Source organism: Neisseria sp. 19428wB4_WF04 (assembly GCF_015235335.1).
Lineage (GTDB): Bacteria > Pseudomonadota > Gammaproteobacteria > Burkholderiales > Neisseriaceae > Neisseria > Neisseria musculi.
Genome location: NZ_JADGLG010000010.1, coordinates 24,219 through 36,890 on the forward strand (window position 1 = coordinate 24,219; position 12,672 = coordinate 36,890).

Genomic DNA, 12,672 nt, shown 5'->3' on the forward strand with positions numbered 1-12,672 from the left:
ACAGTTTTTTCAGACGGCCTGAAGTTTTCGGCAAAGCCGCTCAGCGGCAGCCCATTCTGCCCTGCATTAATTTATCTGCTTCGGCCAGCCGCTCCACCGTGCCCACGTCCAGCCACAGGCCGGTGTGTTTTTCACCGCAAACCAAGCCCGCATTCATGGCTTCGCGCAGCAGCGGGGCAAGTTTGGCCGCCCGGTGAGGCGGTGTGTGGCGGAACAAATCGGGATGGTAAACTGCCATGCCGGAAAACGTGAGCCGCTCTCCGACTGCGTCTGCCGCCACCACCGCACCGTTTTCCTGCAAAATAAAATCACCTTCCGGATTGTGCGCGGGGTTGGGCACCAGCCATAAATGCGCCAGCCTGCGCTGCCGGCGCAGGGAATCGGCTGCGGCAAAGGCCGTCTGAAAATCAAGGTCGGCCAACACATCGCCGTTCACCACCAAAAACGGCTCTCCCAACAGCGGCAGCGCAGTGGCGATACCGCCCGCCGTTTCCAGGCCGGTTTCCCCTTCGGGAGAATAGCGGATGTTTACGCCGTAAGCCGCGCCCGAGCCCAAGGCCGCTTCGATTTGCGCACCCAGCCAGGCATGGTTGATAACGATTTCGACTATGCCGGCGGCACGCAGGCGGCGCAGATGCAGGCCGATGAGCGTTTCACCCGCCACTTTCAACAAGGGTTTCGGACAGGTGTCGGTAAGCGGGCGCATACGCTCGCCGCGTCCGGCCGCTAGAATCATGGCTTTCATAAGGTTTTACAGTGGTTTCGGAAAAAAGCGGATTGTATAACAAAAGGCCGCAGGCTTTGCCGTATTGTTTCTGCAGGATGCGCTGCAGCGGCCGGAGGTTGCAGTGTCGTGGGCGGAATGCTTCTGCGATAGCCGGTTAGTTTTAAAGTTATAGCACTGCCGCACCCTATATGGTTTGTATCTGCGGCCTGCCGCAGATATTCCGTTTGATACAGCTGCCTGCCCCATCTTAATACCGTTTGTCTTGTAGTGAATCGGTGCGGCTTTACTGCAGGTAGGTTTAGAATAGGCAAGATTCAAAAACAGCACCAAAAATTTATTTACCATTATTTCCGTTACAGCAGAATGGCGGTATTTCGGTTTTTCAGACGGCATCAAGTATTTTTGCAAAGGCTTGGTGCCGTCTGAAAACAGGAGGCGGGTATGGTGAATCTACATATTTCAAATACCGGAAGGCCGCAGAAAAATGTGCAGAACTGGTTTTGTTGCTGTTTTGGCGGCTTGAAATATGAGTATATCCATTATTACTATCATGATAGGATTAATCTCAAATAAAAGGTCCGAGTCCACTGTTCTCTTCGGGCTAAGGCGCAGCAATGTAATGAGGCAGTGTCAGAAAATTCACGCTCTTTGCGGTTTGCTTTGTGCCGGGTTTTATCGGATTTGCTATGAAATGTGTGCAGACTTGCAGGTTGGTGTTTGCAGGTTTTGCGGCCGTTTGAAACTGCCGGTTTCCGTTCCGGGTTATTTTTTTTGAAAACGCCCGCGCTTGATTTGCAGGCTGCCTTGTTGCAGTTGTGCGGCCAGGCCTTGATTGCGCAGTGCATGGGTGAGGGCAACGGCCAGGCCGTCGGCAGCATCGGCCTGCGGCGTGCCCGATAAAGCCAGCATCTGCACCACCATGTGCTGCACCTGCTCTTTGGCGGCTTTGCCTTTGCCGACTACGGCCTGCTTGACTTGCAGGGCGGTGTATTCGAAAGTGGGCAGGCCGTGCATCACCAGCGCCGCGAGCGCTGCGCCGCGCGCTTGACCGAGCATCAGTGTGGCGGCAGGATTAACGTTCACAAACACCTGCTCCACTGCCGCCTGCTGGGGGCGGTAGGCGGTGATGATTTCATCGATGTGTTTCACAATCACGGCGATGCGTTCGGCCAGCGGCGCATTCGGCGGGGTTTTGATACAGCCGGAAGCCACATAGAAATGCCCACGCCCGCGCACGTCCACCACGCCGAAGCCGGTAACGCGGCTGCCGGGGTCGATGCCGAGAATGCGGGTGGGGCGGGTATTCATATTTTCAGACGGCCTGGGGCAGGGGGCAAAGATGTGGATTATAGCAGGGATAAACGGCAGCCCCGGCCTTTTGCATCATTCAAAAATATCATAGCGTTTTATTTGCCGCCGTTCCCGCGCCGGCGGGTGCGGATTTTAAAAAACAACAAATGCTTGGTTTCCATAACGTGTGAAGTTGGGATTGGCCTGCGGCCTGCGCGCGTGCGGTTGGGTATTTCAGACGGCCTGAGCGGGGGTAAAGGGCGGGGCCGTCTGAAAAGGTGTTTTAGGCGTTTGCAGGGCGAGATCGGATTTTGGCTTGCGCGGGCGGCGGTGATTGGGTATTTCAGACGGCCTGAGCGGAGGGCAAAAGGCGGGGCCGTCTGAAAAAGTTTTTCAGGCGTTTGCAGGGCGAGATCGGATTTTGGCTTGGGCGGGCAGCAGCGGTTGGGTATTTCAGACGGCCTGAGTGGGTGGCGCAAAGTCTGAGGCCGTCTGAAAAAGTTTTGCCATGAACCGATTGGGTATGAGACAGGCACGGCAGTATCAAAAAACGCAGGCCGTCTGAAAAAGTGTTTTAGGCGTTTGCAGGGCGAGATCGGATTTCGGCTCGCGTGTGCGGCAGCGGTTGGGTATTTCAGACGGCCGGCGGCTTTTTGAAACGGGCGCAGCGGCTAAGCGGCTAACTCGAACAGCTCACGCAGATGCCGCCTGCCCATTGCGGCGGCCGTTCGGCAAAATCTGCAAATTCCTGCCGCTCTTCAAACGGGTTCTGCATGCAGCGGTGCAGGCGTTCGATTTCGCGGAAGTCGCCGTTTTTGGCTTGTGTGATGGCTTGTTCGAGCAGATAGTTTCTCAAGATATACAGCGGGTTGACGGCGTTCATGCGCACGGCGCGCGCTTCGGGGTTGCTGTTTTCGGCGCGCAGCCTGCCTCGGTAGCGGCCGAGCCAGTGGACAAAGGCATCGGCGGAACCTTCAAACAGGGAAGCCAGCTCGGGCGGCGGCGGTTCGCCGTGGGTGTTGCCGATTTTAGACAAGTGCCTGAAAAACAGGGTGAAATCCACTTTTCTGCCTTGCAGGGCGGCAAACATATCGCCGATTAGCCCATGGTCTGCCGGCTCTTCGGTTTGCAGGCCGATTTTGGCGCGCATTCTGGCGGTATAGGCCGTCTGAAACGCTTCGGGAAAGCGTTCCAACTCATCGGTTAGTGCGCTTTCGGGCACCAGCGGCAGCAGGCAGGAGGCGAAGCGGATCAGGTTCCAATGTGCCACATGGGGCTGCTCGTTGTAGGCATAGCGCCCTTCGTGGTCGGAATGGTTGCACACATGGTGGCGGTCGTAGTGGTCGAGAAAGCCGAACGGGCCGTAATCTATGGTGAGCCCGAGTGCCGACATGTTGTCGGTGTTCATCACGCCGTGGCAGAAGCCCACGCTTTGCCAGGCGGCTATCAGGGCGGCGGTGCGCTGCGAAACGGTTTGGAAAAACGCCAAATAAGGGTTATCGGCCCGGCGGCATTCGGGGAAGTGGCGGTCAATTAAAAAGTCGGCCAGCACGGGCAGGTTGTGGTGCCGGCCGGTGTGGTAGAGGTATTCGAAGTGGCCGAAGCGGATAAAGCTCGGCGCGATGCGCGTGAGCACGGCGGCGGTTTCGGCTTCTTCTCGGTACACCGCATCGTTGCTGCCGGTGAGCGCGAGTGCGCGCGTGGTGGCGATGCCCAGGCCGTGCATGGCTTCGCAGCAGAGGTATTCGCGTATGCTGGAACGCAACACGGCGCGGCCGTCTGCAAAGCGCGAATAGGGCGTTTTGCCCATGCCTTTGAGCTGCCATTTCCAGCGTTGCCCGCCGCTGCCGCTCTCGCCCAGCAAAGCCGCGCGCCCGTCGCCGAGTTGGTGTACATACACGCCGAACTGGTGGCCGCTGTATACGGTGGCGATGGGCGTGGGGTCGTAGGCGGGCGCGCTGCCGGCCAGATAGAGCAGATTGTCGGGGTTGTCGAAGATTTCAGACGGGCTCAAGCCCATTTCTGCCGCCAGTGCGTGATTTTGCACTACCCAATAAGGTTGGGAGAGCGGCTCGGGGCGGATGCGGCGGTAAAAGGTTGCGGGCAGCCCGGCAACGGCGGACTCGGTAAGCGGGAGGGTGTGCGGCATAATCAATCCAGGTGTCGGTGGTGTCGGAGTGAGCTGGTTTGGGTGCTTTTGCATACTGCGCGGTTTGGTATGCCGAAGTGTCAAAGCTCCCGGAACGGGCATCGGCATCATAATAACCATAACCAGTGAATCCGCTTTATTTTCGGCAAGGCAAGCCGCAGCCGGTGCAGAAGATGCGTAGCCGGTTCTGTTGCCGTTTGGGCGGCTTGCAAAACCATTCTTTGGGCTGGAGCGCAGCCATGCCGCAACGGCAATAAAGCGGGCTGACTATAACCGGCGGAATATACAGGCAAAAGGCTGCAATTTCCACAGACAGGCCGTCTGAAATGCCGCCGCAATGCAGGCGGGAAGCAGCTTCCAACCCGAATGTTCTTCAATCTGAACGTTCTTATTGAGGACGGATTTTCGGATTTTCAAGAGCCGCCGCGCCGAACCCGTTGCAGATCATACAGCCCGCCTGCACACCGTCTGCCGCCTTCCCGCTCCGCCGCCGCCTGCTTTTTTCAGACGGCCGGCATCGCTTGTCTGCCACTGCCCGTATGCCGCCGCGCATATTTAAAAACGGCAAACCTACCCTGTGGTTCAAATGAGTCATTCCATATTCTGTATCAACGGATCGGCAAAACTTTCTGTGCAGACTGTTTTCAGACGGCCTGTTTCCGGCTCTTCTGCATCATTGTGCCCCCCGTTATCCGTAGCAGGTTCCCATCTTGCCGACACGGGCGGCAGGCGGCGCAAGACACTCCCCGGCAAACCGGAGCAAATCGGCCGCCAAGATAAATCTCTATTGGAAACAAAGATTACGCCTTGCTTCTCTATGTTATAATCCCCCCGCTGTATTACTCACATTACGGTAGAAAAATATCATGAAAAAATTATTTACCCTTTTGATTTTATTGTTTTCTTCTCTAACCTGGGCGCAACGCGCCGTGCCGGCCGATATGGATGTGGCCGTGTTGAAGCAGGTGGCATACCCGCAGATTGTATTGGGCAACGGCGGCCTTTCTTGGTTGAAAATCCTCACTCTAGGCTGGATTGACGGCAATGCCGAAACCTTTACCGCCACCCATGATTTGCGCATCAAAGACGAACGCAACCGCTTTATTGTGCGCGGCAAGCTCACCGGCCATACCGGCAAAGCCGTTGCCGTGCGCCGCAACGAAGCCGGCAACATCAGCGAAATCTGGGTGCTCACCGATGCCGAAAAGCAGGCTTTCGAGCAGCGTGCCGCCCGCCAGTAAACCATTTATCCGTTTGATATGAAAAAAGTATTTATCCGCACCTTCGGCTGCCAGATGAACGAATACGACAGCGAAAAAATGCTCTCCGTGCTCGCTCAGGGAGAAGATTTGGTGCAAGTGGGCGAGGCCGAAGAGGCCGACATCATTCTCTTCAACACCTGCTCCGTGCGCGAAAAAGCGCAGGAAAAAGTGTTTTCGGATTTAGGCCGCGTCAAACCCCTGAAAGCGAAAAAACCCAACCTGATTATCGGCGTGGGCGGCTGCGTGGCCTCACAGGAGGGCGAAGCCATCGTGAAACGTGCGCCCTATGTGGATGTGGTGTTCGGCCCGCAAACCCTGCACCGCCTGCCGCAGATGATTATCGACAAAGAAACCACCGGCCTCTCGCAAGTGGATATTTCCTTTCCCGAAATCGAAAAATTCGACCACCTGCCGCCCGCCCGCGTGGAAGGCGGCAGCGCATTTGTGTCGATTATGGAGGGCTGTTCCAAATATTGCAGCTTCTGCGTGGTGCCCTACACCCGCGGCGAAGAGTTTTCGCGCCCCCTAAACGACGTGCTCACCGAAATCGCCAATCTTGCCCAGCAGGGCGTGAAAGAAATCAATCTGCTGGGGCAGAATGTAAACGCCTATCGCGGTGAAACAGACAACGGCGGAATTTGCGATTTTGCCACTTTGTTGCGCATCGTACACGAAATCCCCGGCATCGAGCGCATGCGCTTCACCACCAGCCACCCGCGCGAATTTTCCGATGCCATCATCGAGTGCTACCGCGATCTGCCCAAACTGGTTTCCCACCTGCACCTGCCGGTTCAGAGCGGTTCCGACCGCGTACTTTCAGCAATGAAGCGCGGCTATACTGCGCTGGAATACAAATCCATCATCCGCAAACTGCGCGCCATCCGCCCCGATTTGTGTTTGAGCTCCGACTTTATTGTCGGCTTTCCCGGCGAAACCGAGCCAGAGTTCGAGCAAACCTTAAAGCTGGTGAAAGACATGGCTTTCGATCTGAGTTTTGTGTTTATTTACAGCCCGCGCCCCGGCACGCCCGCCGCCAACCTGCCCGACGACACGCCGCACGAAGAAAAAGTGCGCCGCCTTGAGGCACTCAACGAAGTGATCGAGGCCGAAACCGCGCGCATCAACCAAACCATGATCGGCACCGTGCAGCGCTGCCTGGTGGAAGGCATTTCTAAAAAAGATCCCGACCAGCTGCAGGCGCGCACCGCCAACAACCGTGTGGTGAATTTCACTGGTTCCGCCGATTTGATCAACCAAATGATTGATCTGAAAATCACCGAAGCCTACACGTTCTCGCTGCGCGGCGAACGGGTTTGAAATACACCGTCTGTATCACAACAGGCCGTCTGAACATATTTTCAGACGGCCTGAAATCTTTGCAAAATTCATTTAGGCCGTCTGAACCATTCAACCATCGTCATCACGTCATCAGCGTAGCGGACTTGCGAAGCTAATGGCGGGATTAAGTTAATGGCGGGATTTAAGCATTTCAGACGGCCTTAAAGTAGTTTTGCAAAGGTTTCGGCCCGGGCATATTTGCAAAAGCATGGATAACGAAACCGCACCCGAATCGAAGAGGGCAAGGCAGCGGGATTGCGGCCGCGCGGGCAGTGCAGAATCCGTTCTGCTGCCGCCCGGGCAGGCGGCAAAATTTCAGAGACAGAAACGGGGTTGGGGCGGGCAGGGCAACCTGCCTGCATCATCCGGCACGGTTTGACCATCGCGAACCCGCTTCATTTTTGGCGTAAAACAGCAGGCCGCAGGCAGCGCAAAACGGTATGGAGCCGATTCTGTTGCCGTTTAAGCGGCCGGCAAAACCATTTTTGCCTAAAACTAAGGCAGCAGCAATGCCTTAGCGGAAATGAAGCAGCCCCGCGCAGTTGTTGGCATTTGAGTGTTGGGTTGACTGATATTTCAATCTTTTCACTGGATGCCTGCTGTGCAGGGTAACGCAGCGGACCGGCGAAACTAATGGCGGTATATCAGTTTTTCAGACGGCCTCGGGGTATTTTTTCCAAGGCATCGGCAGGCCGTATTTTTTAGAACCAAAATACCCGGGACAGAACCGGGTGCGGCTGCTTGATACCAATAAAGCCGTAACCATAAACCCGGTCGCGCGCTTTTTTATTCGCCGCAAACTTATGCTTTGTTTGCGGAGGCCGGCTCGGATTCCGACACCGTTTCAGCGGTATGTTCTTGTTTGGCAGCCCCGGTTTGGCCTGCTTCGGGCGGCACGGCAGCATCACCGGCCAGCGGCGGCGGGGTAATCACCGGGGCATCGCTCACAGGGGTTTGCTCGTCCAAATCGACATCCGGCTGCGGGGTAGCAACGGCATCGGCAGTAACGGCGGCGGTTTCGGGCGTGTCGGCCGTTGCGGCGGCTTCGGCGGCCAGATAAGCCACAGTAATGGAAGCGTTGCCGCGCTTGGTGAGTTGTTCCTGCAGGGTTTTTTTGTCCATCAGCGAGTGGGCGCCGCTGCTTAAGTGCCGGATAACTTTTTGATAGCTGCGGTTTAATTCATCGACAGCGGCGGCGGTTTCTACGAAATGTTCGTCTACTTGGCGGCGGAACCGGCCGAACTCCTGCATCAGCATTTCGCGCTCCTGTTTGTGCCGGCCGGTTTTCGGGCGTAAAACCAGCCACATTACCAGCAGGCCGGCGGCAAAGCCGGTAACGGAGGCTGCGGCGAGTTGGATTTCCCAGGGTAACGCATTCATTTTGTTCTCCTTTGGCGGTGGATAATCGGAAATTGCCGCCCGTATCTTACCAATGATACGGCTGCGGAAACAATGGCAGCCGCATGATGTTGCCTAACCGTTTTCCGCTTTTCCGCTGCCGGGCGTTGCTTCGATTTAACGGTAGGGTGCTTTTTATTTTCAGGCAGGGCAGTAAGCTACAGACGGCGCAGCCCCGATTCTGCTGCTTGGGCAGGCAAAGACGTGTGTTTCGAGCAAGGCGCAGCAATGCCGTAACGGAAATAAAGGGCGAAACCACCATACCGGCGACCGGTGTGAAAGGCCGTCTGAAAAACATCAATCTTTCAGACGGCCTTTGCAGAAGGGCGGCAGATTTTTTACCAGCCCGATGCGGCTTTTAAGGCGGCGGCTTTGTCGGTGCGCTCCCAGGTGAATTCCGGCTCTTCGCGGCCGAAGTGGCCGTAGGCGGCGGATTTTCCGTAAATCGGGCGCAGCAGGTCGAGCATTCGGATAATGCCTTTAGGGCGCAGATCGAAATGTTCGCGCACCAGTTTGATTAATTCGGCTTCGTTTAATTCGCCGGTGCCGAAGGTGTCGATGGCGATGGAGGTTGGTTCGGCAATGCCGATAGCGTAGGAAATCTGAATCTGGCATTGGCGCGCCAAACCCGCGGCCACGATGTTTTTGGCCACATAGCGGCAGGCATAGGCGGCGGAGCGGTCCACTTTGGTGGGGTCTTTGCCGGAAAACGCGCCGCCGCCGTGCGGAGCCGCGCCGCCATAGGTATCGACAATGATTTTGCGGCCGGTTAAACCGCAGTCGCCCTGCGGGCCGCCGATAACGAAGTTGCCGGTGGGGTTGATCAGATATTTGGTTTCTTTGGCGAGCATTTCTTTGGGCAGCACGGGGAAGATAATGTGTTGTTTCACGGCATCAATCAAATCTTCCCGGCCGATGTCGGGGCTGTGCTGGGTGGAAAGCACCACCGTGTCGATGCGTTTCACCTTGCCGGTTTCGCTGTCGTACACGCAGGTGAGCTGGGCTTTGGCATCGGGGCGCAGCCACGGCAGCAGGCCGCTTCTGCGCACTTCGCTCTGGCGCTGCATCAGGCGGTGGCTGTAATAAATCGGAAACGGCATCAGCGCGGGCGTTTCATCGCAGGCATAGCCGAACATCAGCCCCTGGTCGCCCGCACCCTGGTTTAAGTCTATGCCTTCGCCTTCGTTTACACCTTGGGCAATGTCGGGCGACTGCCGGCCGTAGTTCAATACCACTTTGCAGGAGTCGGCCGAAAAGCCCCATTCGGGGTTGTTGTAGCCGATGCGGGCGATGGTTTCGCGGGCAGTTTGTTCGTAATCGACTTCGGCAGTGGTGGTGATTTCCCCCGCCAGCACACACAAATCAGTGGCCACCAGCGTTTCGGCGGCCACGCGGGCTTTAGGGTCTTGCGCCAGAATGGCATCTAAAACAGCATCGGAAATCTGGTCGGCCACTTTGTCGGGGTGGCCTTCCGACACAGATTCCGAAGTAAACACATATTCGCTCATACACACACTTTCATGTTTTAACACCGCGCATTTCCGCGCGTGGGGCTGATACGGCAGGCATTGCGCCTATCAGGCAAATGCGGATTCTACCGCCATGAACGGCGGGGCTTCAACCACTATCAATCCTGCCGTGCATGGCGTTAAATTTTTCATTGAAACTCAATGATATAAATATCGAGTCAAGCGGTTGGCCAGGCTTTGTGCAGAGGCGGCAGCCCGGCGGTCGGATAACGGCAAACGGGCGGGCAAGCGGGCGCGGAAGCTGCGCGCAGCAAACAACCCTTTGCCGGCATGACATACGCCTACCCGATGCGGAATCGAGCCCGAGCCATGAAAGGAGTTTAGACAGACATTTCAGACGGTCATACCGCAGGGCAGGGGCCGTCTGAAAACTGCTTGCAACATTTTGCCGCTGCACCATCTAATCCGGCCGTCTGAAAAACAGCTTGGCGCATTTTGCCCTTGCACCGTTGGGCAAAGGCCGTCTGAAAAGCCTGCCCGAAGTCCTTTCAGACGGCCGCACCTACAACCGAAGGGCAGGTTGTTTGAAATAGGTTTTCAATATCTTGCCGCCTCATCCTCTAACCCGGCCGTCTGAAAAACAGCTTGGCGCATTTTGCCCTTGCGCCGTTGGGCAAAGGCCGTCTGAAACGCCTGCCCGAAGTCCTTTCAGACGGCCGCACCGTGCTGCAGCCTTTTCCATTACAATGCCGTTTTTATCCGCCGGTGCCTGCTATGCAAACTTTGGTTTTTCTGCTGTTCCGCCTTGCCGCCGTGCTGCCTCTGCGCGTGCTGCACGCCATCGGCGATGTATTGGGCGTTTTGGGCTTTTATTTTGCCCGCAAAGACCGCGAGCGGATACGCAGCAATTTGCAGATTGCCGGCCTTGATGCCGGCGATGCCGCCGTGAAAGCCGTGCTGCGCGAAACCGCCAAAGGCGGGCTGGAGCTGCCGGTGGCTTTTTTCAGACAGCCTCAACAAGTGGCCGGGCTGTTCAAAGCCGCGCACGGCTGGGAGCATATCCGGCAGGCGGTGGAAAACGGCGAAGGCCTGCTGCTTATCACGCCGCACATCGGCAGCTACGATATCGCTGGGCGCTATATCAGCGAGCAGTTGCCGTTTCCGCTCACCGCCATGTATAAGCCTCAGAAAATCAAGATTTTAGACCAAGTGATGCAGGCCGGGAGAGTGCGCGGTAAAGGGCGCACCGCCCCCGCCAATATCCAAGGGGTGAAGCAGATTATCAAAGCCCTGCGCGCGGGTGAGGCCACCATTGTTTTGCCCGACCATGTGCCCGATCCCCAAGAAGGCGGCGAAGGCGTGTGGGCCGGTTTTTTCGGCAAGCCCGCCTACACGATGACGCTGGCAGGCAAACTCGCGCAGGTAAAAGGCGTGAGGGCGCTGTTTTTTGCAGGCGAACGTTTGCCCGCAGGGCAGGGCTTTGTGCTGCACATCGAGCCTTTGCAGGGCGCGCTTAACGGCAACAAGGATCACGATGCTCAGGTGATAAACAGCAATGTGGAATACTGGATCAAACGTTTCCCGCACCAATATCTGTTTGCCTACAACCGCTACAAACACCCCGCCGGCGCCTCCGAACCGCCGTCTGAAAGCCGGGTATCTGAAAGCTAGGCAGATGTTGCACTTCAGCACCGCAGAAACCGCTTTCCTTTTGGAAATTGGGTTTTATTGGGCTAAGGTGCAGAGATGATGTAACGGAAAGGAAGAGGGTTTGCTATATCACCCATGCTTAAAGGTTTCTTTAAATAAATCTATGAAAAAATAAAACGAAACGTTAACTTTCAATAAAAAAATATGTTATATTTATCGAAAGTTATGCTGAGAGACTGAATATTATATTTTCCATGCGTGCGGTTTCAATCCGCTGCGCCGGTTTTTACAGAAGCCGAGATATGACTGCTTTTTCCGATTTAATCCGCCCGGATATCCGGGCTTTAACCGCCTATCGGGTGGCTGATTTGCCCGAAGGCTTTATCAAACTTGATGCGATGGAAAGCCCTTATCATCCGTTTGCCGATGATGAAGCGTTATTAAACGAATGGGTGGGGCTGTTGAAAAATGTGCCGATACATCTTTATCCCAACCCTGCAACCAGCGGCCTGCAGGCGGTTTTGCGCGAGGCCTTTGCCGTTCCGCCGGCGGCCGAAATTGCGTTGGGCAACGGCTCGGACGAGCTGATACAGCTGTTTGCCATGCTGCTGGCAAAGCCCGGTGCGGCCATGTTGGCGGTGGAGCCGGGCTTTGTGATGTACCGGCACAATGCTGCTTTATACGGTATGGATTATATCGGTGTGCCGTTGAACGAAGATTTCACGCTCAATCTTCCGGCGGTGTTGGCTGCTGTCGAAAAGCATAATCCCGCGCTGATTTTTATCGCCTATCCGAACAACCCCACCGGCACGGGTTTCGAGCGCGAAGATGTGCAGGCCGTTATCTGCGCTGCCAAAGGACTGGTGGTGGTGGATGAGGCTTACGGCGCTTTCAGCGGCGACAGTTTTCTGCCGCAGGCAGGCAGCATTGAAAATCTGGTGGTGATGCGCACCATCAGCAAAATCGGCTTTGCCGGCCTGCGGGTGGGGTATGCCTGCGGTTGTGCGGGCGTGATGCGTGAGTTGGCGAAAATCGTGCCGCCCTACAATATGAACCAATTGTGTTTGGCAACGGCCAAATTCGCCCTGCGGCATGCAGACAAAATTGCTCAGACTACGACCGTTTTGAAAGCCGAGCGCGAACGCCTGTTTCAAGCGCTTTCTGCCATCGGCCGTCTGAAAGTGTTTCCCAGCGAGGCCAATTTCATTACCGTGCGCGTGCCTTGTGCCGACACGGCGCAGGAAACCTTAAAGCGCAATAAGATTTTGGTGAAAAAACTGCATGGTTCGCACCCGCTGCTGGCGCAATGCCTGCGCCTTACTGTGGGTGCGCCGCAACAAAACAATGCGGTTTTAAACGTTATCCGCGATTTATATGCCTGATAAAGCC

General features: G+C 56.1%; 11 protein-coding genes. 4 read left to right on the forward strand and 7 right to left on the reverse strand.

The window, feature by feature from the left end:
- Positions 1 to 40 precede the first annotated feature (40 nt).
- The 5 genes from murU to IR141_RS04000 form a co-directional block, all read right to left on the reverse strand.
- Positions 41 to 745, reverse strand: a complete 705-nt coding sequence (gene murU, locus IR141_RS03980; RefSeq protein ID WP_135034373.1) for an N-acetylmuramate alpha-1-phosphate uridylyltransferase MurU — start codon at positions 743 to 745, stop codon at positions 41 to 43.
- 744 nt (positions 746 to 1,489) lie between these two features.
- Entirely contained in the window at positions 1,490 to 2,035 is a 546-nt protein-coding gene (gene ruvC / locus IR141_RS03985) for a crossover junction endodeoxyribonuclease RuvC (RefSeq protein ID WP_135034374.1), read from the reverse strand.
- Positions 2,036 to 2,133: 98 nt separating this feature from the next.
- Positions 2,134 to 2,496 (reverse strand): hypothetical protein, encoded by a 363-nt coding sequence (locus IR141_RS03990; RefSeq protein WP_135034375.1) that lies wholly within the window; start codon positions 2,494 to 2,496, stop codon positions 2,134 to 2,136.
- A 200-nt stretch (positions 2,497 to 2,696) separates the two neighbouring features.
- Positions 2,697 to 4,166: a YdiU family protein gene (locus IR141_RS03995; protein ID WP_194198373.1), complete on the reverse strand. Its 1,470-nt coding sequence runs from the start codon at positions 4,164 to 4,166 to the stop codon at positions 2,697 to 2,699.
- Between the two features lie 388 nt (positions 4,167 to 4,554).
- Positions 4,555 to 4,761 (reverse strand): hypothetical protein, encoded by a 207-nt coding sequence (locus tag IR141_RS04000; RefSeq protein ID WP_135034376.1) that lies wholly within the window; start codon positions 4,759 to 4,761, stop codon positions 4,555 to 4,557.
- Between the two features lie 271 nt (positions 4,762 to 5,032).
- On the opposite strand from IR141_RS04000, the gene IR141_RS04005 reads away from it, so the two are divergent.
- Positions 5,033 to 5,407, forward strand: a complete 375-nt coding sequence (locus tag IR141_RS04005; protein WP_135034377.1) for a hypothetical protein — start codon at positions 5,033 to 5,035, stop codon at positions 5,405 to 5,407.
- A gap of 18 nt (positions 5,408 to 5,425) precedes the next feature.
- Positions 5,426 to 6,745, forward strand: coding sequence for a tRNA (N6-isopentenyl adenosine(37)-C2)-methylthiotransferase MiaB (miaB, locus tag IR141_RS04010; protein ID WP_135034378.1), 1,320 nt, complete (start codon positions 5,426 to 5,428; stop codon positions 6,743 to 6,745).
- 822 nt (positions 6,746 to 7,567) lie between these two features.
- Here miaB and IR141_RS04015 read toward each other — a convergent pair.
- Positions 7,568 to 8,146: a DUF1043 family protein gene (locus IR141_RS04015; RefSeq protein ID WP_135034379.1), complete on the reverse strand. Its 579-nt coding sequence runs from the start codon at positions 8,144 to 8,146 to the stop codon at positions 7,568 to 7,570.
- Positions 8,147 to 8,502: 356 nt separating this feature from the next.
- A complete protein-coding gene (gene metK, locus IR141_RS04020) occupies positions 8,503 to 9,672 on the reverse strand; it encodes a methionine adenosyltransferase (protein ID WP_135034402.1) in 1,170 nt (389 codons plus the stop codon).
- 735 nt (positions 9,673 to 10,407) lie between these two features.
- Between metK and IR141_RS04025 the strand changes: the two genes are divergently transcribed.
- Both IR141_RS04025 and hisC read left to right on the forward strand, forming a co-directional pair.
- Positions 10,408 to 11,304 (forward strand): lysophospholipid acyltransferase family protein, encoded by an 897-nt coding sequence (locus IR141_RS04025; protein ID WP_135034403.1) that lies wholly within the window; start codon positions 10,408 to 10,410, stop codon positions 11,302 to 11,304.
- 281 nt (positions 11,305 to 11,585) lie between these two features.
- Positions 11,586 to 12,665 carry a histidinol-phosphate transaminase gene (hisC, locus tag IR141_RS04030; protein WP_135034380.1) on the forward strand — a complete coding sequence of 360 codons (1,080 nt, stop codon included), beginning with the start codon at positions 11,586 to 11,588 and terminating at the stop codon, positions 12,663 to 12,665.
- Positions 12,666 to 12,672: the final 7 nt, after the last annotated feature.